Origin of the sequence: Methylobacterium sp. OAE515 (genome assembly GCF_041806315.1) — a bacterium.
GTDB lineage: Bacteria > Pseudomonadota > Alphaproteobacteria > Rhizobiales > Beijerinckiaceae > Methylobacterium > Methylobacterium tardum.
Window position 1 is genome coordinate 576,374 of sequence record NZ_JBGMUV010000001.1, and the last position, 25,908, is coordinate 602,281.

Annotated in this window: 21 protein-coding genes and 1 pseudogene; 8 read left to right on the forward strand and 14 right to left on the reverse strand. The window is 71.9% G+C overall.

All coding sequences use genetic code 11. The features are described from left to right. Positions 1-4 precede the first annotated feature (4 nt). Positions 5-991: an SPFH domain-containing protein gene (locus ABIE45_RS02800; RefSeq protein ID WP_192711052.1), complete on the reverse strand. Its 987-nt coding sequence runs from the start codon at positions 989-991 to the stop codon at positions 5-7. Between the two features lie 10 nt (positions 992-1,001). Next, positions 1,002-1,730 carry an NUDIX hydrolase gene (locus tag ABIE45_RS02805; RefSeq protein ID WP_192711053.1) on the reverse strand — a complete coding sequence of 243 codons (729 nt, stop codon included), beginning with the start codon at positions 1,728-1,730 and terminating at the stop codon, positions 1,002-1,004. Positions 1,731-2,202: 472 nt separating this feature from the next. On the opposite strand from ABIE45_RS02805, the gene ABIE45_RS02810 reads away from it, so the two are divergent. Genes ABIE45_RS02810 through ABIE45_RS02820 form a run of 3 tightly spaced genes read left to right on the forward strand, consistent with a single transcriptional unit; the run spans position 2,203 to position 5,804 of the window. After that, on the forward strand, positions 2,203-4,386 hold the full coding sequence (locus ABIE45_RS02810) for a marine proteobacterial sortase target protein (protein ID WP_192711054.1): 2,184 nt from the start codon (positions 2,203-2,205) through the stop codon (positions 4,384-4,386). Continuing rightward, positions 4,383-4,961: a class GN sortase gene (locus tag ABIE45_RS02815; RefSeq protein WP_192711055.1), complete on the forward strand. Its 579-nt coding sequence runs from the start codon at positions 4,383-4,385 to the stop codon at positions 4,959-4,961. Before ABIE45_RS02810 ends, ABIE45_RS02815 begins: the two co-directional genes overlap by 4 nt. A 36-nt stretch (positions 4,962-4,997) precedes the next feature. Further along, positions 4,998-5,804 carry a multiprotein-bridging factor 1 family protein gene (locus ABIE45_RS02820; RefSeq protein ID WP_373622111.1) on the forward strand — a complete coding sequence of 269 codons (807 nt, stop codon included), beginning with the start codon at positions 4,998-5,000 and terminating at the stop codon, positions 5,802-5,804. Positions 5,805-6,043: 239 nt separating this feature from the next. Here ABIE45_RS02820 and ABIE45_RS02825 read toward each other — a convergent pair whose 3' ends face one another. The 10 genes and pseudogenes from ABIE45_RS02825 to ABIE45_RS02870 form a co-directional block, all read right to left on the reverse strand. After that, a complete protein-coding gene (locus ABIE45_RS02825) occupies positions 6,044-6,259 on the reverse strand; it encodes a hypothetical protein (RefSeq protein WP_192711057.1) in 216 nt (71 codons plus the stop codon). Positions 6,260-6,263: 4 nt separating this feature from the next. Further along, entirely contained in the window at positions 6,264-6,671 is a 408-nt protein-coding gene (locus ABIE45_RS02830; RefSeq protein ID WP_192711058.1) for a DUF393 domain-containing protein, read from the reverse strand. Between the two features lie 183 nt (positions 6,672-6,854). Continuing rightward, the gene (gene msrA, locus ABIE45_RS02835; protein ID WP_192711059.1) at positions 6,855-7,364 is read right to left on the reverse strand and encodes a peptide-methionine (S)-S-oxide reductase MsrA; all 510 of its coding nucleotides are present in this window, start codon (positions 7,362-7,364) and stop codon (positions 6,855-6,857) included. After that, positions 7,361-7,810, reverse strand: a complete 450-nt coding sequence (msrB, locus tag ABIE45_RS02840; RefSeq protein ID WP_192711060.1) for a peptide-methionine (R)-S-oxide reductase MsrB — start codon at positions 7,808-7,810, stop codon at positions 7,361-7,363. The genes msrA and msrB overlap by 4 nt, the downstream gene beginning before the upstream one ends. 326 nt (positions 7,811-8,136) lie before the next feature. Continuing rightward, positions 8,137-8,325: pseudogene (locus ABIE45_RS02845) on the reverse strand (response regulator); the annotation flags it as partial. 68 nt (positions 8,326-8,393) lie between these two features. Then, the gene (locus ABIE45_RS02850; RefSeq protein ID WP_192711062.1) at positions 8,394-12,269 is read right to left on the reverse strand and encodes a CheR family methyltransferase; all 3,876 of its coding nucleotides are present in this window, start codon (positions 12,267-12,269) and stop codon (positions 8,394-8,396) included. A 105-nt stretch (positions 12,270-12,374) separates the two neighbouring features. Then, positions 12,375-13,397 carry a chemotaxis protein CheB gene (locus tag ABIE45_RS02855; protein WP_192711063.1) on the reverse strand — a complete coding sequence of 341 codons (1,023 nt, stop codon included), beginning with the start codon at positions 13,395-13,397 and terminating at the stop codon, positions 12,375-12,377. Positions 13,398-13,769: 372 nt separating this feature from the next. Continuing rightward, positions 13,770-14,000, reverse strand: coding sequence for a hypothetical protein (locus ABIE45_RS02860; protein ID WP_192711064.1), 231 nt, complete (start codon positions 13,998-14,000; stop codon positions 13,770-13,772). Positions 14,001-14,314: 314 nt separating this feature from the next. Further along, positions 14,315-15,361, reverse strand: a complete 1,047-nt coding sequence (gene ruvB, locus ABIE45_RS02865; protein ID WP_192711065.1) for a Holliday junction branch migration DNA helicase RuvB — start codon at positions 15,359-15,361, stop codon at positions 14,315-14,317. A gap of 1 nt (position 15,362) precedes the next feature. Beyond that, a complete protein-coding gene (locus ABIE45_RS02870; protein WP_192711066.1) occupies positions 15,363-15,608 on the reverse strand; it encodes a hypothetical protein in 246 nt (81 codons plus the stop codon). A gap of 206 nt (positions 15,609-15,814) precedes the next feature. Between ABIE45_RS02870 and ABIE45_RS02875 the strand changes: the two genes are divergently transcribed. The 5 genes from ABIE45_RS02875 to ABIE45_RS02895 all read left to right on the forward strand — a co-directional run bounded on the left by ABIE45_RS02875 (position 15,815) and on the right by ABIE45_RS02895 (position 24,925). Next, complete coding sequence (locus tag ABIE45_RS02875) at positions 15,815-16,915, forward strand: L-dopachrome tautomerase-related protein (protein WP_192711067.1); 1,101 nt, start codon at positions 15,815-15,817, stop codon at positions 16,913-16,915. A gap of 92 nt (positions 16,916-17,007) precedes the next feature. Further along, positions 17,008-17,367: a hypothetical protein gene (locus tag ABIE45_RS02880; RefSeq protein ID WP_373622112.1), complete on the forward strand. Its 360-nt coding sequence runs from the start codon at positions 17,008-17,010 to the stop codon at positions 17,365-17,367. 426 nt (positions 17,368-17,793) lie between these two features. Continuing rightward, entirely contained in the window at positions 17,794-20,718 is a 2,925-nt protein-coding gene (locus ABIE45_RS02885) for a PAS domain S-box protein (protein ID WP_192711068.1), read from the forward strand. Between the two features lie 57 nt (positions 20,719-20,775). Then, positions 20,776-21,474, forward strand: a complete 699-nt coding sequence (locus tag ABIE45_RS02890; RefSeq protein WP_373622113.1) for a PAS domain-containing protein — start codon at positions 20,776-20,778, stop codon at positions 21,472-21,474. Next, entirely contained in the window at positions 21,455-24,925 is a 3,471-nt protein-coding gene (locus ABIE45_RS02895; RefSeq protein ID WP_192711069.1) for a chemotaxis protein CheB, read from the forward strand. The genes ABIE45_RS02890 and ABIE45_RS02895 overlap by 20 nt, the downstream gene beginning before the upstream one ends. Positions 24,926-25,124: 199 nt before the next feature. Here the strand turns inward: ABIE45_RS02895 and ABIE45_RS02900 are convergent, their stop codons facing one another. Together ABIE45_RS02900 and ABIE45_RS02905 are read right to left on the reverse strand one after the other, a co-directional pair. Beyond that, positions 25,125-25,541 (reverse strand): DUF1236 domain-containing protein, encoded by a 417-nt coding sequence (locus tag ABIE45_RS02900; protein ID WP_192711070.1) that lies wholly within the window; start codon positions 25,539-25,541, stop codon positions 25,125-25,127. A gap of 44 nt (positions 25,542-25,585) precedes the next feature. Then, the gene (locus ABIE45_RS02905) at positions 25,586-25,816 is read right to left on the reverse strand and encodes a hypothetical protein (protein ID WP_192711071.1); all 231 of its coding nucleotides are present in this window, start codon (positions 25,814-25,816) and stop codon (positions 25,586-25,588) included. Positions 25,817-25,908 lie beyond the last annotated feature (92 nt).

Consider the following 25,908-nt stretch of genomic DNA (forward strand, 5'->3'; position numbering starts at 1 on the left):
CTCCTCAGCGCGCCGCGACCGGCGCGGGAAGCGCGCCGCGGACCTCGCCCAGGAGCGCCGCGAGCAGGTCGGGGGTGACGTTGACGTGCTCGATCGTCTCCAGCTTGCCGGCGAGCTCGCGCGCGGCCAGCCCGAGCAGCACGGCCGGCGGCATATCCCGGTAGACCGCCGCGCGGCGCTGCTCGGCCTCGGCCCGGGCGCCCTCGACCAGCCGGATGCGCTCCGCCTCCGCGGCCGCCTCCAGGCCGCGCGCCTCCGCGAGGCCGGCGGCGCGGTCGCGGGCGTTCTCCGCCTCCTGGGCAATCAGCACCGTCTCGCGCCGCGCCAGCTCGGTCTTCGTCGCGAGTTCGTTCTCCGCGATGGCGCGCTCCTTCTCCACCGCCAGGGCACGCCGGGCGAAGGTCGCCGCGTCGGCCTTCTGCTGCAGGGCCTCGAAGGTCGGCGTCTGCAGGGCCCGCTCGAGCTCGCTGGTCGGCGCCAGGTTGGTCAGCCGCACCGACACAGCCGCGAGGCCGATCTCGGCCAGAGCCGGGGCGGCGGCGAGAACCGCCTCGAGAGCGGCCCGCAGGGGCTCCGGGCCCGCGTCGAGGAGCGCGCCGATCGGGCTCGCCCCGAGATACTGCAAGGCCGCCTGACCCGCGATGCCGCCGAGGCGCGCCTCGATCCGCTCCAGCGGCTCGGACTGCAGGCGCCCGGTCGCGAGATTGATCGAGAAGTCGACCCGGCTCGCCAGCAGCTCGGGGTCGACCACGTGCCAGCCGATCGTGCCCTGCACCACGACGGTCTGGAAGTCCCGGCTGCGGCCGCGGACGAACAGGGTCATCTCGCGGTCGTCCACCGGCACCTCGCTGATGCTCGCGGTCTCCGGCCGGAACCAGAACACCAGCCCCCGCCCGCTTTGGCGGACGCGGCCGTTCTGGAAGCGGATGATGTGGCTGCTCGCCTCGCTCCGGAGCTGGGCGATCACACCGATGTTGCGGATCGTGGCCATGGGGGTCTCCTCAAGACTGACGTGACCTGTCGAAGCGGAAGAGTTCGGCCGGGCGGAACGCCGTGCCGGCCTCGCGGGCGCCGGTCGGCGCGACCCAGCCCCGGTCGCGCATGCGGCGGCGGAAGGCGGAGGTGTTGAGGGGCGCGCCGAGCACGGCCTCGTGGACGTCCTGGAGCTGCCGCAGCGTGAACTGCTCGGGCAGCAGCGCGAAGGCGACGTCCGTGTAGTCGAGCTTGCCGCGCAGCCGCTTCACCGCCTGCGCCAGGATGTCGGCATGGTCGAAGGCGAGGGTGAGCGGCGCGCCGCCCTCCGACACGGCCGAGACCGGGCCGCCGGCCTCGCCCGCCCAGGGCACCCCGAGCACGGCCGCCGTCAGGCCGCCGCCGGCCAGGGCCTCGGTGCAGGCCGCCGCGGGCAGGAGCGCCAGGTAGGCGACCGAGACGATACGCATGCGCGGATCGCGGTCGACGGCGCCGAACGTGTAGAGCTGCTCCAGCCGCGCCCGGGCGATCCCGGCCTTGTCGCGCAGGACGCGCCCTGCCGCTTCGTCGAGGGTCTCGTCGATGCCCACGAAGCCGCCGGGCAGCGCCCAAAGCCCGGCCTGCGGGTGTTGGATCCTCCGCATCAGGAGCGCCGCCAGACGGCCGGCCCGGATGCCCATCAGCACGAGGTCCACCGCCAGGGCCGGCCGATCGTAATCCGCCGGATTGTAGCCGGCCAGGAACTCGGATTCGGTCACCGCAGGGCCTTTCTGCTCAACTTGAGCATAACTAAGACGCAAGTTGCGCATAAGTCAAGGCGCGTCGTGGGTCTTCGTGGATGCGCATGCCGTCAGTCCGGGGCGCCGCAGGCGGGCCCGGACCCGGAGGGGCACGCCAGAGGCGGGCAATCCCGAACCGCCGACCGTGACAGGCCGAGCACGCGTTGCGGATCCGGATTCCGGGCCCTGCTCCGCGGTTCCGGAGTGACGGATTTGTCTCTCCGAGCCTGAGCCAAGCCTCGTTGGCCGAAGTTCGTGGCCGTGGCGGATCCGTCAGGACGCGCCGTAGGGCGCACGGGACCGCACCGCCTCCGCACCGATCCGCCGCGGCCTGTCCGGCGCGTCCGGTTCAGGCCCGGAAAAGGGCGAAGCTTCCCGTGGCGGCGCGTCGCTCGGCGCGGGAACTTCGGCGCTGAGCCGGCCCCGATCCGCCGGCGCAGGAGGGACTCCGATGCCGTTCTCCGTTCCACGATCCGCCCACGGGCAGCCGCGCGCCGCCGCGCTGTCGCCGCTCTTCCTCGGTCTGCTGGCGCTCCTCGTCATGCTCGCCTCGGCCCACGCGATGCCGGGACCGGCACGGGGCGGCCTGATGCTGCGCGGGCCGGCCGGCACCGCGCCGGTGGAGGCCGTCCGACTGGCGACCGATATCGGCGTCGACGTCAGCGGCCCGACCGCCCGCGCCACCGTCACCCAGGCCTTCCGCAACACCACGGCCGACTGGGTCGAGGGCACCTACGTATTCCCCCTGCCGGAGGACGCGGCCGTCGACGGGATGAAGCTCGTCGTGGGCACCCGCGTGATCGTCGCCGATATCCGCGAGCGGGCGGCGGCCAAGCGCGCCTACGAGGCCGCGAAGGCGGCCGGGCAGTCGGCGGCCCTCACCGAGCAGGAGAGGCCGAACGTCTTCACCAACACGGTCGCCAATATCGGCCCCGGCGAGACGGTGCTGGTCCAGATCACCTATCAGCAGACGATCCCCGTCTCCGGCGAGACGCGGATGCTGCGCCTGCCGCTGGTGGTGGCGCCGCGCTACAATCCGGCGCCGTCGGCCTTGGGTACGGTCGCCCTCGACGGTTCGGCCGAGGCGGCGCGCGATCCCGTTCCGGATCGCGCCCGGATCAGCCCGCCCGTGCTCGACCCGGCCGCGTCCCGTCCGGTCAATCCGGTCGCCGTCACGGTGCGGCTCCAGGCGGGCTTCGCCATCGGCGCCGTCCACAGCGCGACCCACGCGATCCGCGTGACCGAGGCCGGCCCGGAGGCCCGCACCGTCACCCTGGCCGACGGCGCGGTGCCGGCCGACCGCGACCTCGAACTGACCTGGGAGCCTGTCCCGAGCCGGATGCCGGGCCTCGGCCTGTTCCGCGAGACCGTCGCCGGCCGGACCTACCTGCTCGCCACCCTGACCCCGCCGACGGTGGAGGCCGAGGCCGCCGCCCGGCCGGCCCGCGACGTCACCTTCGTCATCGACAATTCCGGCTCGATGGCCGGCGCCTCGATGCGGCAGGCCAAGGCCGGGCTGCTCGCAGGCCTCGCCGGCCTGACGCCGCGGGACCGGTTTAACGTCATCCGCTTCGACGACACCTGGGACGCGCTGCATCCCGAGCCCGTCCCGGCGACCCCGGAGGCCCTGTCGGGGGCCGAGCGCTTCGTCGCCGCCCTGGAGGCGCGCGGCGGCACCGAGATGCTGGCGCCCCTGAAGGCGGCCCTGGCCGATCCCCATCCGGAGGACGGGCGCGTGCGCCAGGTCGTGTTCCTCACCGACGGCGCGGTCGGCGACGAGGAGCGGATCTTCGCGGCGATCCACGCGAATCTCGGGCGCTCGCGCCTGTTCATGGTCGGCATCGGCTCGGCGCCCAACGGCCACCTGATGCGCCATGCCGCCGCCATCGGCCGCGGCAGCTTCACGGAGATCCGCGATCTCGCCCAGGTCGACGCGCGCACCCGTGAGCTCTACGCCAAGCTCGAATCCCCGGCCGTGACCGACCTCACCGCGACCTTCTCGAGTCCCGGCGCCGAGGTGACGCCGGGCGCGCTGCCCGACCTCTATCGCGGCGAGCCGCTGGTCTTCGCCGCCCGGGTCCCCGAGATCGGCGGGTCCGTGACCGTCTCGGGCCGGGTCGGCGGCCGCCGCTGGAGCCGCACGCTGGCCCTTTCCGGGGCCGCGCCGGGCGCCGGCATCTCGAAGGTGTGGGCGCGCTCCCGGATCGGCGAGACCGAGACGGCGCGCATCACCAATCGCCTCGGCACCGACGCGGCCGATGCCGCGATCCTCGCCCTCGCCCTGGAGCACGGGCTGACGACGCGCCTGACCAGCCTCGTGGCGGTCGACGCCACCCCGCGCCGTGCCCCGGGCACGCCGCTCGTGGCCGCCGATCTGCCGCTGAACCTGCCGGCGGGCTGGGACTTCGCCACGGTGTTCGGATCGGATCAGCCCGGCGTCGCACCGGCCCCGAGCCGCGGGACCGGGCCCCGCATCGTGCCGATCAACGCCGCCGGGGACGGCATCGCCCTGCCCCAGACGGGTGCCGGGATCCTGGCGCAGCTCGGCCTCGGCCTGCTGCTCGCCCTCCTGGGCGTGCTGCTGAGCGCCGGCCTGCGCCGGTCCGGCGGCCGTCGGATCGGGGACGCGCGATGAGCGGCCGTCCCGGAACCGGACTGGGGAGGGCCCTCGCGGTCCTCCTCACCCTTGCGGGCCTGGGCCTCGCCGCGCAGGCCGCCTGGATCCCCGCCAAGGCCGTCCTGGCGCAGGCGCTGCTGGAGCGTGCCTTCGCCCGCACCCTGGCCGAGGGGCGCCCGATGAAGCCCTGGCCCTGGGCCGACACGGAACCGGTCGCCCGGCTCGACCTGGCCGGCCGCAGCTTCGTGGTTCTGCGCGGCGGCAGCGGGCAGGCCCTGGCCTTCGGCCCCGGGCAGCTCGACGGCACGCCGGAGGCGGGCGAGCCCGGCATCGCGGTCTTCGCCGCGCACCGCGACACGCAGTTCGCGGTATTGGCGGATCTCGCGCCGGGCGACCCCGTCACGGTCACTCGCCGCGACGGCCGGGCCGTCCGCTTCCGCGTCACCGGCGCGCGGGTGGCGCCGTGGGACGCGTCGGGGCTCGACCCGCAGGCCCCCGGCCGGCATCTCGCCCTGGTCACCTGCTGGCCGCTCGCGGCCCTGCGCTCCGGACCCTTGCGGCTGATCGTCGAGGCGGAGGCGGAAACGCCCTGACGAGCCACAGGGATCGACACGGCGACGCTTGCGCAAATGTGCGGTTCCGTGCGGATCTGTGCGGGTCGAGCCCCTGCGAGCCTGCCCGTGAGCGAGATCGAGCTGTCGGAGGCGCAGAGCCGCGCCATTGCCCAGACCGTGCGGGAGGCCCTGGCCCGCCGCCGCATCTCCCGGCAGACCCTGGCCGAGGAGGCCCGGATCAGCCTCTCGACGCTGGAGAAGGCGCTGGCCGGCCGCCGCCCCTTCACCCTGGCGACCACGATCCGGCTCGAGGAGGCTCTGGGCCAGTCCCTGCGCCAGGAGACGGGCCGGCCGGCACCGGAGGCGGCGCGCCACGCACCCGACGCCCTGGGATCCTACTCGCGGGAGAGCGTGGCCTGGATCGAGGGGCGCTACCTCACCCTGCGGCCCTCCTTCGGCGATGCGGGCGCGATCTTCGCCTACCGGACCGAGATCGCCTGGGACGCCGACAGCGCTCGCCTGGTGTTCCGCGAGGCCGAGCGGATCGACGCCCCGTTCGCGCAATCCGGCAGCGTCGCCGTGCCGAGCCAGTCGGGCATGATCTATCTGGTGACCAACTGGCACGGGCAGCACCGGCTCGCGGTGCTGTGCCGCCCGAACATCCAGGGCGAGATGTACGGGATCCTGACGACGCTGGTCGCGGGCCGCGGCACCCAGCTCACGCCGGCCTCTGCGCCGCTGGCGCTGCTTCCCGAGCAGGCGGGCACGGAATTCGGCTACGGGCGCATCGGGCTGGAGGCGCCGGGCCACGCCCGGTACCGGGACTATCTCCGCCGGGTCCACGAGGACGGCTACGCGACGTTCTTCCCGGGCGCGCTCTAGGATCACGGCGGGGCCTTCTCGCCCGCACGGGCTTAGGGCGGCGCGCTTGAGAGGATCCATCCTCACGCGGGAGCTCGACAAGCGGTACGCCGCACCGTCATTCCGGGGCGCCGCAGGCGAGCCCGGAAACCAGAGCCGCTGTCGGCGCAGGATCTTGGCGCGGCGGCGGGTCCGGATTCCGGGCTCCGCTACGCGGACCCGGAATGACGGGATCGACGGCCTTCCCCGCCACCTGGGCGCTACAGCCAGCGCTCGTCGAGGTCGGTGGCGTTGCGCGCGGCGATCGGCTGCGTGTCGTCGCCCTCGGCGAAGACCACGATGTCGTCGGGACCGATGTCGCGGGTCGCGTAGAAGTCCCAGCGGCGATGGATCACCCGCGGGCCGCCGAAGATCCGGACCGCGTTCCAGTAGCGGTCGTCCCGGAAGCCGACATAGTGGACGCAGCGCGTCGCCACCGGGTCACGCCCCGGATCGCCGGGCGACCAGCCGCGCCAGCCGGGGCCGCACGGTCAGGGACAGGCGGTAGGCGGCCTCAGCGACCGGCAGCACGGGCCGGACGCCCAGCACGCGCCAGTCGATCAGCCGTCCGAGCCAGCGCCAGCCCGGCAGGGTCTGCCAGAGGCGCGCGAAGGCCGCCGCGCCGGAGACCAGCTGGCCCTCCGCGGTGCGGACGTGGAAGCGCCGCAGGGCGGCGTCGCGCGGGAGATCCGGCCCGAGCGCCGGCTCCGGCACGCCGCGGCCGACATCGACGAAGGCGAGCCGCTCCGCGCCGGCACAGCGGCGGTACTGGTCGATCTCGGCCCGGCAGAGCGGGCAGCCGCCATCGTAGTAGATGCTGAGGGTCTGTCCGGGCGCGTCGTCGCTCATGGCCAGTCTCGAAGCCCCCTCCCCATCCCCGGCCGCCGGCGCCACCGTCATCCCGGGGCCGCGCAGCGGAGCCCGGGATCCAGACTCGCCGAGGTGCCGATGATTTGCTCCGACAGTGGTTCTGCATCCCGGGCTCGCCTGCGGCGCCCCGGGATGACGGCGCCCCCAAGGTGCGCCGGTTCCTCAGGCCGCGTCGGAGCGCTGCGGCAGCCGCCAGCCCGGCCGGACGAAGTGGCAGGTGTAGCCGTTCGGAATCCGCTCCAGGTAATCCTGGTGCTCGGGCTCCGCCTCCCAGAAATCGCCGGCCGGCGCGACCTCGGTCACGACCTTGCCCGGCCAGAGGCCCGACGCTTCGACATCCGCGATCGTGTCCTCGGCGACCCGCTTCTGCTCGGGCGTGACGTAGAAGATCGCGGAGCGGTAGCTCAGGCCGCGGTCGTTGCCCTGGCGGTTCGGCGTGGTCGGGTCGTGGATCTGGAAGAAGAATTCCAGCAGGCGGCGGAAGCTGATCATCGCGGGATCGAACGTGATCTCGATCCCCTCCGCATGCGTGCCGTGGTTGCGGTAGGTCGCGTGCGGGACGTCCCCGCCCGTGTAGCCGACCCGGGTCGAGACCACGCCGGGCAGCTTGCGGATCAGATCCTGCATGCCCCAGAAGCAGCCGCCGGCGAGAACTGCGCGTTCGATGCTCATGATACCGTCTCCACCTGAGGCAGGTAGGCGCCGTAGCCCTGCGCTTCCATGTCGTCCCGGTGCACGAAGCGGAGCGCCGCCGAGTTGATGCAGTAGCGCAGGCCGCCGCGGTCGCGCGGGCCGTCGTTGAACACGTGGCCGAGATGGCTGTCCCCGTGCGTGGACCGGACCTCGGTGCGGACCATGCCGTGCGACACGTCGCGGAGCTCGGTCACGTGCGCGGGGTCGATCGGCCGGGTGAAGCTCGGCCAGCCGCAGCCGGATTCGTATTTGGCAGCGCTGGCAAACAGCGGCTCGCCGGAGACGATGTCGACGTAGATGCCGGGCTCCTTGTTGCCGAGGAGCGGGCCCGTGCCGGGCCGCTCGGTGCCGTTCTGCTGGGTGACCCGGTACTGCTCCGGCGTCAGCGCCGCGATCGCCTCGGGCGACTTGCGATAGGTTGTCATGGCGGACGTCCTTTGTTGCCGCCAAGATGGTGAGTGCGTGCCGGGTTGTCGAGCGCGCGACCGCGCCGCAGCCCGGCCCGGCTCCGACCGCGCGGGTGTGCCGCCTCACCGCTCCCGGCGCGGCCCGCTCAGGCGCGGCTCTCGGCGAGGATCGCGCTCAGGGCGCGCACCAGCTCCCGCGCCAGGAACGGCTTCTCCAGCCGCGGCCGGTCCCGGTAGATCGAGGTGTCGGCCAAGCGCACGTCGCCCGTGGCGAACAGGTACGGCACTCCCAGCGCTCCCAATCGGTCGGCGACCGGGTAGACGTCATCGCCTGCGCCGAGATTGACGTCGAGCACCGCCACGTCGGGGCGGCGCTCCTCGATCAGGTCCAGGGCCCTATCCACGCTCGGCACCGGGCCCAGCACCTCGGACCCGGCCGCCTGCAGCCAGCGCTTCACCTCGCTGGCGATCAGGTACTCGTCCTCGACGACCAGGACGCGGCGACCGGTCAGGGGAGCATCAGCGCAGGACATGGGCTCTCCGGGGACCGATCGGGACACACGGGATTCAACCGGACAGCGTGATCGCGGGTTCACCTTGGTCAGGAAACCGGCATCTCGATCCGGCAGCGCACGCCGCCCGGCTCGAGGACGTATTCGACCTCGGCCTGCAGCGCGTAGGCGAGCGCCTCCTGGATCAGCTCCGTGCCGTAGCCGCGCCGGGGCGCCGCGCCCTGGGGGATAGCGACCCCGCTCTCGATCCAGCGCAGCGCGAGCCGGCGGCCCGTGCTCTCATCGTGCGCGAGGTCCCACGTGATCGACAGGCGTCCGGAGCCGTCCTTCAGGGCGCCGTACTTCACCGCATTTGTGGTGAGCTCGTGCAGGGCGAGGGCGAAGTTCTGCACCTGCCGCGCCTTGAGCCGGACCTCCGGCCCCTCGATCGCGACGGCGGGTGAGGCCTCGTCGGTGTAGGCGGCCAGCTCGGCCCGCACCAGGGCGCCGACATCGACGGTGTCGTTGCCGCCCTGGCTGAGCAGGCCCTGCGCCCGGCTGAGCGCCTGCAGCCGCTCCTCGAATGCCTCCACCGACCCGCCCTGCTTCACCGTCCGGTCGGCGACGGCCGAGACGACGCCGAGCAGGTTGCGGGCCCGGTGCTGCAGCTCGTTGACCAGGACCTCCTGCCGGGCCTGGAGCTGGCGGATGGCATCGATGTCGGTCGAGGTGCCGAGCCATTCCACGGTGCGGCCCTCGGCGTCCCGCACCGGCAGCGAGCGGGTATGGTGCCACAGCCAAGCCCCGTCGGCGGCGCGGCGAATACGGTACTCGACGGCGAGGACGCCATCGACCGCGGCCTGCTCCCAGGCTTCCAGGGCGGCGTCGCGATCGTCCGGGTGGACGGCGTCGAGCCAGCCCAGGCCGACGCTCTCCTCCTGCGACTGGCCGGTGAAGGACAGCCATTGCGGGCTGCCCCAGGTCCATTGCCCGTTATCGGCCGAACGCCAGACGAGCTGCGGGATGCCCTCGATCAGCGCCAGCTGGCGCGTCTCGCTGGCGCGCAGGGCCTCGCGGGTCTCCCGCCGGTTCGTGGTGTCCTGGCCGATCTTCAGGAAGCCGCGGAGCGACCCGTCCGCGTGATGCAGGGCTCGGGTCGTGCCCTCGATGAACACGCGCGCGCCGTCCTTGCGCAGGTGCCAGCGGACATTGGGCGCCGAGCCTTCCCGGCGCGCCTCCTCCAGCTCCTTCACGTCCTCCCCGTGCCGCCGGTCAGCCGGCGTGTACAGGACGCTGCCGCTCTGCCCGATGGCCTCGTCGGCCGTCCAGCCGAACACCGCTTCGGCGCTCGGATACCAGTCGGTGATCCGGTTCTCGGGATCGAGGGTGAAGATGGCGTGGTCCCGGGCATTCTCGACGACGAGGCGGAAGCGTTCCTGGCTCTCGCGCAGGTCGGTCTCGGTACGCTTGCGCGCCGTGATGTCGACGAAGGTGATGACCACGCCGGCGATGAAGTTGTCGATGCTCCGGTACGGCAGGACCCGCACCATGTAGTGCGCGCCCGTCACCACGCTCTCGATCTCCCGCTCGGCCGCCGCCAGGGTCCGCAGCACCCGCCGGGCATCGGTCTGGAGGTCGTCGTAGGCAAGGCGCGACTTGATGTGGCCGATCGGGCGGCCGACATCGGTCTCGACGAGATGGAAGATCTCGGTGACCGCCGGGGTGTAGTTCGTCACCCGCAGCTCGTTGTCGAGGAAGATCGTCGCGATCTGCGTGCTCTCGAGGAAGTTCTTCAGGTCGCTGTTGCTGCGCCCGAGTTCCTGCACCCGCAGGCTGAGTTCGCCATTGACGGTGGTCAATTCCTCGTTGAGCGACTGCAACTCCTCCTTGGAGGTCTGCAGCTCCTCGTTGGCGGCTTGCAGCTCCTCATTGAGGGATTGGTATTCCTCGTTGGAGGCCTTCAGCTCCTCGCTGGTGGTCTCGGCCTCCTCGGCGGTCGCCTGGAGCCGCTCCCGGGTCTCGCGCAGCTCGGCTTCGAGCTGCTGGATATAGGCCTGCTGGTCGGAGGCGATGGTGGCGGCGATCTGCTCCGGCCCCGGCGCCGCGTGCCCGTCCTTGAACAGGACGAAGTAGCTCCGCACCGGTCCGGACGCGTGCTTGACCGGCTCGACCACGAGGTCGACGACGAGGCTGTGGCCGTTGAGCCCGATCCGCCGGTCCTCGAGCTCGACGGTCTCCTCCGCCTCGGCGGCCCGCGACAGTGCCTCGCGCACGTCGAAGCGCAGGTCGGGATGGATCAGCTGCAGGAGGTTCAGCGTCGCCGCCCCGCCGACCGGATCGAGGTAGCGGCCCGTCCGGGCGGAGAAATGCAGGACGTTGTAGCGTTCGTCGAGGATCACGTAGGCCGGCGCATAGCGCTCCGCGAAGCGTTCGGCCCGCTGCGCCAGGGACGGCTCGATCGCGCGGGGCGGGGCGTTGCGCGCGGGCAGCTTCTCGGCGGGTAGCGACGCCACCGTGAACGGGAAGTTGGGCAGCAGCCGGTTGGGCGCTTCGAGCCGGCGGAACACCCGTGAGCGGTTCTCGAGCGGCGCGAACAGGTGCGTGTGGCGGGAGACGTTCTCGGAATTGCCCAGGAACAGCACGCCGTCCGGCCGCAGCGCGAAGTGGAACAGCGGGATCACGTGGTTCTGCAGCTCGGCGTCGAGGTAGATCAGCAGGTTGCGGCAGGAGACGATGTCGACGCGCGAGAACGGGGCGTCCTTGATGATGCTGTGCTGCGAGAAGATGCACATCTCCCGCAGCTCCTTGACCACGCAGTAGGTGTTGCCTTCCTTGACGAACCACCGCGCCAGCCGCTCCGGCGACATGTCGTCGGCGATCGTGGCCGCGTAGCGCGCGGCCCGCGCCGCCGCGAGCGCCCGGCCGTCGAGGTCCGTGGCGAAGATCTGCACCTGCGGCGCGTCATCGAGGGTGGCCATGTGCTCGCGCAGCAGGATGCCGAGGGAATAGGCCTCCTCGCCGGTGGAGCAGCCGATCACCCAGACCCGGAGTCGGTCGTTCTGGGCCTTGCCGGCGAACAGCTTCGGGACGACCTCGCGGGCGAGCAGGTCGAACTCGTGCGGATCGCGGAAGAACTGCGTGACGCCGATCAGCAGATCGTTGAACAGCTCCTGAGCCTCGTCGGGCCGTTCGCGCAGCAAGTCGAGATAGGCCCCGATCGAGGTCACCTGGACGACCTGCACCCGCCGCTGGACGCGGCGCAGGAAGGTGCCGGGCTTGTAGCCGTGGAAATCGTGTCCGGTCCGCTTGCGCAGGACCCCCGCGATGCTCGCCAGCGCCGCCGAGACCTCCGCGTCGTCGGGCCGGGCGAGCCCGGCGGCGGGCTCGATCTGGCGGACCCCGTCCTTGATTCGCTCCGCGAGTTGATCGATGGGCAGAACCGCGTCGGCCAGGGCGGCGGGATGATTGCTGCGCGCGAGCTCGCTGGACCGGGATTCCTCGGTCTCCTCCGCGAGCGCCAGTCCGCCCGCCGCCTTCACGGCCTTGAGGCCGAGCGTGCCGTCCGCGCCGGTGCCGGCCAGGATGACCGCGATGCTGTGGCCGTCCTCGTCGCCGGCCAGCGCCACCAGGAAGCTGTCGATGGTTCCGCGCGCGCCGGGCTGCTCCTCGACGGCCTGGATCCGGAACCGGCCGTTCTCCAGGCTCACGATCACGTCCGGATCGGGCAGGTAGGTTTTCCCCGGCTCGAGCGGGGCGTCGGGCGCGATCGGGCTCGGCACGTGGCCGGCTTCGCGCAGGGCGTGCATGAACGGCTCCGTGTCCAGCGCCTCCCGGTGCTGCAGCACGATGACCAGCGCCATGTCGGAGTGCGGCGTCAGCGCGCGCAGGAGTTGCAGCAGCGGCTGCGGGCTCGCGGCCGAGGCACAGACCGCGACGACGGCGGGCCGGTGGTCGGGGGTGGCCGCATCGGGAGAGGCTGTCACCATCGCGGCGCTGATCCGGGGCTCATGGACGCGTGCGGACGGTCGTTACCCGCCAGAATGGGGGCCAAGACCCCGCTCCTGTCGCGGACATTGCAGCCGGCGTACGCATCACTCCTCCTGTGCTCCCTCATGACCCGAGGGCTCGGGCGAGGGAAGCGTGTGCAGCACGGCTTTTCGGATCGTCTCGGCATAGGCGCGGTACTCGGCCGCGCGCTCGTCGTACATCTCGGCCAGCGCCCGCCGCCCGGCCTCGCGGCCGTCGGCGGCCATGCGCCGGACGAGCTCGGCCCGCTCCTCGATGATGCGCAAAGCCACCCGCAGGGCCTCGTCGACCGAGTTCTCCTGCTCCTTAGCGACGAGCTCGGCCGTGAAGGCGTGACCGACCTGACAGCGGAAGCGGAGCGGCTTGCCGTCCTTCATCGTCGAGAGGACGCCGCCGCATTGCGGGCACGAGAGGGCAGCCGGCGTGGCAATCCTGCCGATCACGTCGCTGCCGACCCGGGCGCCCGCCGCGATGTCGACCTCCAGCCGCAGCTCCGGCGGCACCGGCCGCGGCGGGCCGGCGGGATCGCGCACGAGATCGGCGAGCACGTCGCCGATGCGGGTCGCCGACAGGGTGAGATCGACCTCCAGGGTCGAGAGCGCGCTGCGCGGCATCTCGTCGGCGATGGCGTCGGCCGGATCCTGCACGAGGGCGAGGCCGCCGCAGCGCTTGATCGCGTCCAGGCCGGCGGTCCCGTCGTTGAGGAGGCCGCTCAGGAGCACGCCGATCACCCGGGGGCCGTACGACACGCCGGCCGAGCGGAACAGCGGGTCGATGGACGGCCGCGCCATGTTCTCGCGGGGTCCGCGCCCGAGCCGGATCCGCCCGTCCGCCAGGATGAGGTGGTAATCCGGCACGCCGAGATAGATGTTGCCGGGGGTGACCGCCATGCCGTCCGCCGCCGGATGGACCGGCATGTGGGCCGCCGCGGCCGTCACGGTCGCGAGCAGGCCGAGGCTCCGGGCCGGGATGTGGACCACGACGAACACCGCCGCCGGCAGGTCCTTCGGCAGCGTGCCCAGGATTGTCTTGAGCGGCAGGGTCGCACCGGACGAGCCGCCGATGACGATGATGTCGCGATTGGTCATGCTAAGCTCTCCACGCCCAGGGGGAACACGGTGGCGGGCGGCTTGGATCTCCAGGCGGATCAAAGGGCCTGGATCTTGGCCGGCCGCATTCCCCGCGGCCCCGGATTGAGAATCATCGGCACGGTCTGTTTCAGAAGCGCGCGACCGCCGGATCGCCTCCCGGGCGCTCTCAACCAACCACCGGTTGTACGCGGCCGGGGACGGAGATCGGGTCCGGCAAGACAGCCTCCGTGAGAGCCTCCGTGCGACCAGGGAGAAGACTGTCCCGCTCAGCTTGACAATCCGGGTGTGCCATCGACGCCCGAGGGGGAGCATGCGTCGCCTCAGCCGGGAGGTCTAAACCGGCTCCTGCGTCCCGACAGACCGCGCGCTCTAGGAGCCTTCCAGCCTGCGGATTGCCCGCAGGATCTCCGCGCGATGCGCGTGCCACTGCACGAGCGTCTGGCGCAGGCAATCCAGGAGTTCCTCGGCGCGGCGGGTATCGTGGCCGCGCAGGCGCATCCTCTGGATCTGCAGTTCCTGCGCGGTGATCCGCATCTGGCCCGCGGCGATGTCCTGCTCGGTCTTGGCGAGGTGCGCCCGCTCCTGGTCCCGACTGCGCATGCGGTGCGCCCGCGTTTCCCGACGGCGCAGGATCAACCGTCGCCGGCTCCGCCGGGATCCAGCCGGGCCCTGCCCTGGCGCGGGTCGGCTCCGGCGCTGGAGCCGACCGCGCCATGTCCCATCCCCCCCCTCATCCCGAGGTGCGCGCGTCAGCGGGCCTCGAAGGAGGGCTCCAGGGATCGCGCGGATAGCTGGAGGGCTCCTTCGCGGCGGCTCACGCCGCAGCTCAGGATGAGGGCGAGGATCGGATGATCCAAACCCACCCCACGACCACCGTTTCGGCGTCGACCGTCTCAACGTGGTCGGGAACGGTCCTAGGCCGCCGCCGCGGGGGTCTCGTCCTGCGGCACGGCGAGGCCGAGATGGCGGTAGGCGTGCTTGGTGAGGATGCGGCCGCGGGGGGTGCGCTGCACGAAGCCGCGCTGGATCAGGTAGGGCTCGATGATGTCTTCGATCGCGTCGCGCGGCTCCGACAACGCCGCCCCGATCGTCTCGATGCCCACAGGTCCGCCCCCGAACGAGCGCGCGATCAGGCTCAGGTACTTGCGGTCCATCACGTCGAGACCCGCCCCGTCCACGTCGAGCAGCTGCAACGCCCGGTCGGCGATCGCCCGCGTCACCGTCTCGGCCTCCGCCACCACCGCGAAGTCCCGCACCCGCCGCAGCAGCCGCCCCGCGATCCGCGGCGTGCCCCGCGCCCGCCGGGCGATCTCGTTGGCGCCCTCCGCCGACATGCCTAGGCCCAGCACCCGCGCGCCGCGCGCCACGATCTGCTCCAGCTCGTCGATCTCGTAGAACTCCAGCCGGATCGGGATCCCGAACCGGTCGCGCAGCGGCGTGGTCAGCAGGCCCGCCCGCGTCGTGGCGCCGACCAGCGTGAACTTGGGCAGCTCGATCTTGACCGAGCGCGCCGCCGGGCCCTCGCCGATGATCAGGTCGAGCTGGTAATCCTCCATGGCCGGGTAGAGGATCTCCTCGACCGCCGGGTTGAGCCGGTGGATCTCGTCGATGAACAGCACGTCGCGCTCGTCGAGGTTGGTCAGCTGCGCGGCCAGATCCCCGGCCTTGGCGATCACCGGCCCGGAGGTCGAGCGGAAGTTCACCCCGAGCTCGCGCGCCACGATCTGGGCCAGCGTGGTCTTGCCCAGGCCCGGCGGGCCGACGAACAGCACGTGGTCGAGCGCCTGCCCGGTCTTCCTCGCCGCCTCGATGAAGATCTGCATGTTCGCCCGCGCCGCCCGCTGGCCGATGAACTCGGACAGGCTCAGCGGACGGATCGTCTGATCCGGCTCTCCGGCTGTCGCGGACGGCCGCGGCGGGACCGGCAGTCCCTCCCGGACCGTCCTGATCGGCGCGGCCATCTCAGGCCGCCACCTTGATCCGGTCCGCCGCCGGCTCGAACGGCTGCACGAGGACGCGCCGGCCCGACAGGTCGTGCACGCTCACCCGCCACTCGGACCAGTCGGTCCGGTTCGCCAGGGATTGCCGCACGTCGGCCGCGACCTTCCGGGCGCGGGTGATCAGGCGCGAGGCGGCGCGCACCTCCGTGCCGCGCGCGTCGAACACGCATTCGAGACCGTTGGTGCAGTGGAACCGGTACCGAGCCATCCCTCGCTCCTCCTCGTCCGCCACGCGCGGCGTTCCTATACGTTCACTATATGTTCTCATTTCCGCAGGATCCAGCCCCGGCGAACGGTCGCAGTCCCTGCCGGACGCGGCGCTGATCGGGTGCGGCCGATCGGGGCGGCACGGAACAGGGTCCGCCCGGCAGTCTTACCGCCCAGACCGTTTCTCGCAGGCCCCGGAACCCCATGATGCGCGCCTCGATCCTCGCCCTCCTGCTGGCCGCCGGCCTGGCGGCGCCCGGCCGCGCCGCGGAGGCCCCGGCCGGGTCAGATGCGCTCAAGCCGATGATCCAGTCGGACAATTTGGTCTTCAACGGCATCACCCGATCCCAGGACGGCCGGCTGTTCTCGCCGTTCCAGCGCCAGAGTCCGGACACGGGGATCGAACTCGGCGAGTGGCGGGACGGCAAGGCCGTGCCGTTCCCCGACGCGGGCTGGAACGCCTGGAAGCAGGGCGACGACCCGGCCAAGGCGTTCGTGGCGGTCAACGCCATCCGGATCGGCCCGGACGGCGATCTCTGGGTGGTCGACAAGGGTGCGCCCGGCATGGGCGCGGCGCCGCTGCCGGGCGGCCCCAAGCTCGTGCAGATCGACCTCGCCCGGAACGCCGTGCGCAAGGTCTATCCGCTCCAGGCGGCCACCACCGACAAGAGCTTCATCGACGATTTCCGCTTCAACGGCCGCAGCGTCTACCTGACGGATGCCGGCCAGCCCGGGCTGATCGTGCTCGACCTCGAGACCGGGACCTTGCGCCGGGTCCTCGACGGCCATTGGTCGACCATCGCGCAGCGCCCGCTCACCGGCCAGGGCCGGGTGCTCCGGGACGACAAGGGCAAGCTGCTGTTCATCCACGCCGACCAGCTGGAGGTCTCCCCGGACGGCAAGACTTTCTACTACCAGGCCTGCACCGGTCCGCTCTACAGCATCGAGACCCGCTACCTCGACGACGACGCCCTGAGCGACGCCGAGCGGGCCACGCACGTGAAGCTCCACGCCGCCACCGTGGCGACGGGCGGCACCGCGATCGACGCGGCGGGCACAATCTACGCGAGCGACACGGACGGCCTGCGCATCCTCAAGATCGCTCCGGACGGGACGATGAGCACCCTGGTGCAGGATCCGCGGCTGGTCTGGGTCGACGCGATGTGGATCGACGAACAGGGCGGCCTGTGGATCCCGGCGGCGCAGATGAACCGCACCCCGACGATGAATGGCGGCGAGGCCTCGGCCGTGAAGTTTCCGACGACGATCTACCGGATGCAGATCGACGCCAAGCCGCTGCGCAACTGAGCGGCGGCCGGAGACCCGGACGGCCGGTTCGGCGTTGATCGGTGAAGGCATCGGCGCCGCGGCCCGGCGCGCGACGGAGGATGGGACGGATCATGCACAGCTTGCGGTACGTGCGGTTGTTTCCCGCCCTCCTGGCAGCCGGCGCCGGCTTCGGGGTGGTTACGCCGGTGCGGGCCGACGGCGCCCTCGTCGTCCAGGAGACCCGGCTTCACACCCCGCCGGATTCGCACGAGCCGCAGCGCGCCCTGTTCACGGTGCGGAACACGGGGCCGGATCCGGTGACGCAGGCGACCGTCGCGTGCACGTTCACGGGGGCCGGCGGGGCGGTCCTCGACACGCCGACCACCGCGGTCCCGGTGGTTGCCGCCGGTGCGACCGCGCAGGCAGAGACGATCTACTACGGCTGGCCCCGAGCGAGCGGCGCGGCCTGCCGCCTCGCCGCGCCGCACTAGGGCCGCGCTGGGGATGGGTCGCGGAAGATGCAGCGCAGCCGCGTCAGCCCCCGCATTCCGGAGCGACTGACCGGTCGAAAAACATCCGCGCGGAGACGGACCGTCGAGAGCATTTCGCCCCAAGCTCGTGCCGGAGAAGGCCCGGATCAGGGCTTCGACGATGCCGGATCCGCGCCGACAGGGCGCTCTCGGAGCCGCCTTGGCCACCGTGCGTTAGGCTGAGACTGTGGCGCCGCGGGCAGGTTTCCGGCAGAAGGCGGCCACGCGACGCCCGCCCTCCGCACGACAAGCCCCTCCCGCAAGACGGACCCGTTTGCCCGTGCCCACCGCTGCCTCGACCGAGACCGGCCGCACGCCCCGCAGAGGCGCCGGCCTGCGCGCGGCCGGGCGGCCGGCGGATCCCACAGCACGGCGCGGGATCTGACCATGGGCGAGGCCGGGATCGACGATCTCCTGCGGCGCGCCCGCGCCCTGGAGGAGGAGGCCGCCGGGCTCCGCACACGGGCGCGGGCGGCCGCCTCCGCGGCGGACCAGGACGGGCCCGCTTCGCGCGCGCGGCAGCAGCGGGCGATCCTCGACAGCACGACCCAGTTCGCCATCATCGCCACGAACCGGGACGGACGGGTCACCGACTGGAATTCCGGCGCGGAACACATCCTCGGCTGGACGGCGGACGCGATGCGCGGCCAGTCCATCGCCCGAATCTTCCCCCCCGAGGACCAGGCCGCGGGCGGCCCGGAGCGCGCGATGCGCGCCGCGCTGGACCACGGCCGGGCCGAGGACGAGGGCTGGCACCTGCGCGCCGACGGGTCGCGTCTCTGGGCCTCCGGCGAGGTCATGCCGCTGCGCGACGAAGCCGGGTCTCACATCGGCTACGTGAGGATCCTGCGGGACCGCACGGACCTGCGCGCCACCGGGCAGGCGCTCGGCGCCGCCGAGGCGCGCCTGCTGCGGGCGCAGGAGGCAGGCGGGATCGGCCTGTTCTCGGTCGATATCGACGACCAGATCCTGCACCCGACACCGCATTTCTGCCGTCTCTACGGGTTGCCGGAGCGCGCGACCTACCCGGCCGAGATGGTCGAGGCTCTGGTCATTCCGGACGACCAGAGCCTCGTCTCGACGGCGGAGAGCCGGCGGGACGGGCGGGTCCTCGGCGATGTCACGTACCGCATCCGCCGCCCGGATACGGGGGCGATCCGCTGGATCGCTCGCCGCGGCGAGATCGAGCGCGACGCGGAGGGACGGCCGGTCCGGTTCTCCGGGGTGGCGCGCGACGTCACCGAGCAGTGGCAGGCCCGCGAGGCCCTGCGCGCCAGCGAGGAGCGCTACCGGTCGCTGTTCGAGGCCATCGACGACGGCTTCTGCGTCATCACCTTCCTCGACGGCCCGCACGGCCCGCTGAGCGACTACGTCCATGTCGAGGCCAATCCGGGCTACGAGCGCCACACCGGCATCGCCGACATCGTCGGGCGGACGCTGCGCGAGCTCGTCCCGGCCGACGACGCGGAGGCCTGGCTCGACCTCTACGGCGGCGTGCTCCGCACCGGCACCCCGGTCCGCTTCGAGCGCTACTTCGCGCTGGTGGAGCGTACCATCGAGGTCTCGGCGGTCCGCATCGAGCCGCCGAGCCGGCGGCAGGTCTCGGTGTTGTTCCGGAACATCACCGCGCGCCGGCAGGCGGAGGACGCCCTGCGCACCAGCGAGGCGGTCGCCCGGACCAATGTCGAGCGCGTCCAGCTCGCGCTGGCGGCGGGCGCGATCATCGGCACTTGGTTGTGGGACCTGCCGAGCGACCGCTTCACCGTGGACGAGGCCTTCGCGAAGAGCTTCGGCCTCGATCCCGCCCTCGGACGCGACGGCCTGAGCCTCGCCCAGGTGGTGGCGACCGTCCATCCGGACGACCGGGCGGGACTGGCCGAGGCGATCGAGGCCGCGATCGCCCGGGGCGGGGCCTACGCGCACCAGTACCGCGTCCGCCGGGCCGACGGGCGCTACTACTGGCTGGAGGCGAACGGCCGCGTCGACCACGGGCGGGACGGGACGCCGCTCAGCTTCCCGGGCGTCCTCATCGACGTCGACGAGCGCCGGGCCGTCGCGGCGGAGCGGGACCGCGTCACCGCGGCCCTGCGCAGCCTCAACGAGACCCTGGAGCAGCGGGTCGCCGAGCGGACGCACGAGCTGATGCGCGCCGAGGAGGCCCTGCGGCAATCGCAGAAGATGGAGGCAGTCGGGCAGCTGACCGGCGGGCTCGCCCACGACTTCAACAACATGCTGGCCGGGGTGGTGGGCTCGCTGGAGCTGATGCAGACCCGGATGCTGCAGGGCCGGGTCGGCGACCTCGACCGCTATATCGGCGCGGCGCAGGGCGCGGCCAAGCGCGCCGCCGCCCTGACCCACCGCCTGCTGGCCTTCTCGCGCCGCCAGACCCTCGACCCGAAGCCCACCGACGTGAACCGCCTGATCGAGGGGATGATGGACCTCGTGCGCCGCACCGTCGGCCCGGCGGTGACGATCGAGTCGGTGGGCGCCGGCGGCCTGTGGCCGACGCTCGTCGATCCGAGCCAGCTCGAGAACGCCCTGCTCAATCTCTGCCTCAACGCCCGGGACGCGATGCCGGCGGGCGGCCGCATCGTCATCGAGACGGCCAATCGCTGGCTCGATCACCGCTCCGCGCAGGAGCGCGATCTGAAGCCCGGGCAGTACGTGACGCTGTGCGTCTCGGACAACGGCACCGGCATGACCCCTGACGTGATCACCAAGGCGTTCGACCCGTTCTTCACGACGAAGCCGATCGGCGAGGGCACCGGCCTCGGCCTGTCGATGATCTACGGCTTCGCCAAGCAATCGGGCGGGCACGTCCGGATCTACTCGGAGGTCGGCCAGGGCACGATGGTCTGCCTGTACCTGCCCCGCCATCTCGGCGAGGCGGAGGGCGACGGGCTGCTGCCTGACCTCGCCCACGCGCCCCGCGCCGAGCAGGGCGAGACGGTCCTGGTGGTGGACGACGAGCCCACCGTGCGGATGCTGGTCACCGAGGTGCTGGAGGATCTCGGCTACGCGGCGATCGAGGCGGCGGACGGGTCCTCGGGCCTGAAGGTGCTCCAGTCGGACGTGCGCATCGACATGCTGATCACCGATGTCGGCCTGCCCGGCGGCATGAACGGCCGCCAGATGGCCGATGCCGGCCGCCAGCACCGCCCGGACCTGAAGGTTCTGTTCATCACCGGCTACGCCGAGAACGCCGCGCTCAACCACGGCCATCTCGGGCCGGGCATGCAGGTGATGACCAAGCCCTTCGCCCTGGAGGCCTTGGCCACCCGCATCCGCGGCATCATCGCGGGCGAGGCCTGAGAGCCGGGGGCGCCGTCCAGGGCCCGGGGCGACATCGACGCCGCGCCGGTCGTTGCCTTGCGCGGCCCGGGCGTTCACGACGGCACGTCGCCCGAGGAGACGCGGCGGGCGTCGCGTGCCATGGGGACGGACCGCGCTAGTTGGACCGACCGGACGCGCCGCGTCGGACCGATCGGAGGCGACAGGGAACCTGCCGTGGACACGCAGACCATTCCGGCCGAACTCAAGGCCTACTTCGCGAGCACGCACATCGCGCTCGCCCTGGCCGCCGTCGGAGACGACAACCCGCTTCTGCTGGTGAACGAGCCGTTCCACCGGCTGACCGGCTACGCGGACGCGGATGTCGTCGGGCGCAACTGCCGCCTCCTGCAGCGCCAGGCACCGAACGAGGAGGCGCGGGCCAAGATCCGCGCGTTCCTCGAGAACGGCCGGCTGGACTCGGTGCGCACGCCGATCGTGAACTTCCGCAAGGACGGCCGACCGTTCGTCAATCTTCTGTACATGTCGAAGTTGAAGGCGTTGTCGGGCGAGGTGCGCTTTCTTTTCGCATCCCAATTCGACGTCAGCCGCTCGCAACCGGACTTGCTTTCCGCTTACGATACCGAACTGAGCCGGACCCTGACCCGGCTGAGCCCGACGCTTGCTGAGAGTGGCCTCGTCATCGAAGGGTCCCTGATGACGATCGCCAACACCGTCGCCACCGTCGCGCAGGCGAAGCTCACCCTCGCGGATCTCGATGCACCAGGATTTCCTTAACACGCCCGGGGCGGAAGCCTCGGAGATCCTGGACGGCCCCGGGCAGGTCGTGCCCCCGCCCTTCACCGGGCCGGTGGTGGGCATCGGCGCCTCGGCGGGCGGGCTCGAAGCCCTGCGCGAGATGCTGGCCCGGGCCCGGGCCCCGACCGGGATGGCCTTCGTCATCGTCCAGCATCTCGATCCCAACCACGAGAGCATGCTGGCCCAGCTCCTCGACCGGCACACCGAGTTGGCGGTGCACCAGTGCGAGGGCGGCGAGCGGCTCGCCGGCGACCGGGTCTACATCATCCCGCCGGGCCGGGGTCTGGTCATCCAGAACGGCGTCCTCGAACTCACGCATTTCGTGCAGCCGCGGGGGCTGCGGCGGCCGATCGACGATTTCTTCCTGTCGCTCGCGGTCGATCAGCAGGCCAACGCCGCCTGCGTGATCCTGTCGGGCACAGGGGCCGACGGCACGACCGGCCTGCGCGCCGTCAAGGAGCATGGCGGCGTCTGCGTGGTGCAGCAGCCGGACACGGCGCGCTACGACGGCATGCCGCTCTCCGCCGTCGGGACCGGCCTCGTCGATTTCGTGCAGCCGCCGGGCGAGATCGTGGATTGCCTCACGGCGTTCTTCCGCCGCCGCGGCACCGACGCCGCGGAGGCGGGCCCGGTCGCCGACCACATCGACGACCTCTGCCGGGTGCTCCGCACGACGGTGGGCCACGACTTCGCCGGCTACAAGCGGACCACCCTGGTGCGCCGGGTCGAGCGGCGCATGCACGTCCTCGGCCTCGATTCGGGCCGGGCCTATCTCGCCCGCGTCCGCGCCGACAAGGCCGAGTGCGAGGCGCTGTTCCGCGACCTCCTGATCAACGTCACCCGCTTCTTCCGCGACGCCGAGCTGTTCGAGCTCCTCCGGGAGCGGGCGATCGAGCCGCTGCTGCGCGGCCGCGATCCGGACGAGGACATCCGGGTCTGGATTCCGGGCTGCTCCAGCGGCGAGGAGGCCTACAGCATCGCCATGCTGTTCGCCGACGCCGCCCGCAGCCTCGGCCAGGCCCCGGCGGTCCAGATCTTCGCCACCGACATCGACGAGCGGATGCTCCAGATCGCCCGGGAGGCGACCTATCCGGCGGCGGCGCTCGCCGACATCCCGGCGCCCCTGCGGGAGCGCTACGTCATCCCGCATGCCGAACGCTTCACCATCGCGGCCGAGATCCGCGACCTGATCCGCTTCTCCAGCCACAGCCTGGTCAAGGATCCGCCCTTCTCCCGGGTCGACCTGCTCTCCTGCCGCAACCTGCTGATCTACTTCGACGAGCGCCTGCAGCAATCCGTGGTGCCGCTGTTCCACTACGCGGTGCGGCCGGGCGGATACCTGTTCCTCGGCCCCTCCGAGAGCGTGAGCCGCTTCGAGCACCTGTTCCCGGCGATCGACCAGCACGCGCGCCTGTTCGAGCGGCCGCCGGGCTCGCCGCAATACCCGATCGACCTGCCGGGCAGCGCCCGGCGCGGCGAGGCCCGGCGCGGCGGCCGCGAGGAGCGCCGCGGCGAGCCCTCGATCGCCGACGAGACCGTGGCGGTGCGCCGCGTCATCGAGCGCTACGCCCCACCCAGCATGGTGCTGAACGAGGATGGCGGCATCATCGCCGCCTACGGGCGCCTGAGCCGCTACTTCGACTTCCCGGTGACGCGCACCGGCGGCACCAGTGCGATCACCCTGGCGCGGCCCGGCCTACGCGACGTGATCGGCCCGCTGCTGCGCCAGACCCGGGACGCCCGTAAGCGCGTCGTCGTCAAGACCGTGGAGATCCGCTCGGAATACGGCATGCAGCCGGTCGAGCTGATCTGCGATCCCCTGCCGGACGGCTCGATGCTGCTCGTCCTGCGCGACATCGGCGCCTTCCAGCCGGCGAGCGACCTCGACCTGGTCGAGATGGATGCGGGCGGCGACCATGTCGAGGCGCTGGAAGAGGAGCTGCTGCGCACGCGCTACAAGCTGCGGTCCGCCGTTGAGGAGCTGGAGACCACGAACGAGGAGCTGAAGAGCTCCAATGAAGAAATGATGTCGATGAACGAGGAGCTCCAGTCGACGAACGAGGAGCTGTCCACGGTCAACGACGAGCTGAAGACGAAGGTCGAGCAGCTCACCGTCGCCAACGCCGACCTGCGCAACTTCTTCGAATCCACCGACCTCGCGGTGATCGTGCTGGACCGCGAGCTGAAGGTGCGCAGCTTCACCACGACGGCCACGACGATCTTCCCGCTTCAGCCGGGCGACCGCGGGCGGCCGCTGGCCGACGTCGCGAGCCGCCTGGCCGGGCAGGACTACCTGCACGACGCGCAGGAGGTCTGCGCCGGCGGCTCGGTGATCCAGCGGCGCGTCGCCACCCGGGACGGCGACCGGACGCTATCCCTGCGGGTGCTGCCCTACCGCCTGCAGAACGGCAGCGTCGACGGCGCCACCCTGGTGCTCACCGACATCACCGACGCCCTGTCGTTGGAGCGCCAGCTCGCGGCGGAGCGGGAGCGGCTGGAACTGGCCGTCAAGGCCGGGGGCATCGGCGTCTGGGAATACAGCCCGGATGCCGGGACCGTCCTGGTCGACAGCACGGCCGGCACGATGTTCGGCCTCGCTCCGGACGTCGCCCACACCACCGCGGCCCTGACCGCCTGCGTGATCCCCGAGGACCGCCCCGGCCTGGAGGCGGCACTTGCCAAGGCAGCGCACGGGCTGGACGAGTTCGAGGCGCGCCTGCGCATCCGCGTGGCCGAGCACGGACCCCGGCACATCCGGAGCTACGGGCGCCTGACCCGGAGCGGCGACCGGAAGCGGATCGTCGGCGTCTGCATCGACGTCTCGCCCGAATACGCGCTGGCCGAGACCCGCGACCTGATGCTGCGGGAGATGAACCACCGGGTGAAGAACCTGTTCGCGATCATCGGCGGCATGATCTCGGCGGGCGCCCGGACACACCGGGAGATCGGCGTCTTCGCCTCCGACATGCGCGACCGCATCTCGGCCCTGGGGCGGGCGCATTCCCTGGCCGATCCCTCGGACGGCCAGGGCATGAGCGACCTCGCGGGTCTGATCGGCGCGACGCTCCGGCCCTACCGCGACCATGTCCCGACCGTGATCGAGGGCCCGCTCGTGGCGATCCACTGGCGGCACGTCTCGTCGCTGGCGATGATCCTGCACGAATGGGCGACGAACTCGGTGAAGTACGGGGCGCTCGGGTCCGACGACGGGTCGCTGTCGGTGACCTGGGACCGGGATGCGACGGGGCTGGCCCTGGTCTGGTGCGAGCGCATGGCCCGCGTGGCCGAGCCGCGGCCCGGGCGCGGCTTCGGCTCGCTGCTGGTGGAGATGTCCCTGCGGCAGCTCGAGGCGAATGTGGAGCGCCGCCACGACGCGTCCGAGTACCGGATCACCCTGACTCTGCCGGACGCGGCGCTCACCCGGAGCTGACGCAGGCGTCGCGCCGCCCCGGTCGCGACCCCGTCCTTGCGAGCACAGCGAAGCAACCCAGTGCAGCGGAACGCCTCTGAACGCGGCGCCACCCTGGATTGCTTCGCTGCGCTCGCAAGGACGTGGAAGCCTCTTTCGGACAGGCCGTCCGGGTGGCGGGCGCCGGAAGGTCCGGCGCCCGCCACCTATCCGTCGATCGTCAGTCGATGACTTCGACGATGCGGTGGGTGCGATCGACCAGGACCGGCTGGTCGTTCACGATCGTGTAGCGGTAGCCCGGACGCACCCGGTACTCGCTGGGCACGTCGTAATAGGTCACGCTGTCCTCCGGCAGCACGGTGCCGACCCGGACCGGGCCGCCCCAGCTGTAGGAGCGCGCGCCGCGCTCGCGGACGTAGCTGCGGAAGCGCGGGCGGTCGTCAACGCCCAGGATTCCGCCGACCGTACCGGTGGCCGCGCCGACCGCGCCGCCGACGATGCCGCCGACCGGGCCCGCTGCCGCCGAGCCCGCCTCGGCGCCTTCGGCGGCCCCGCGCAGGGTGCCCTGCGCCTGGGCAGCCATCGGCAGGGAGAAGAGGCCGGCGGTCGCCAGCGCGAGGAGGAGCTTGTTGGTCATGTGTGAGTCTCCGTGAGCGTCAGAACGATGTGAGCCGCGGGATCTCAGTTGCAGCCTTCCTTGTGGACGGTCTTGGAGTTGCCCATGCCGTCCTCCTTGTGGACGGTCTTCGAGCCGCAATCGACGCTGCCGGTGGTGACCTCACGACGCTCGACCGTGGTGTCGCGGTGATCGACGACGGCGGGCCCGTCCCGGCGAACGACGGTGGTCTCCTCGGCGCTCGCCGCACCGCACAGAGCCGCGAACAGGGCGCCCGAGAGAATGATGTTCCGCATTGGTTAGCCTCCTGAGTTCAATCGAAGGCAGCAACGGCAAGCGCGGAAAAGGGTTCCATACAAAACTGCTCGTACAACACCGGGAAGTCAGC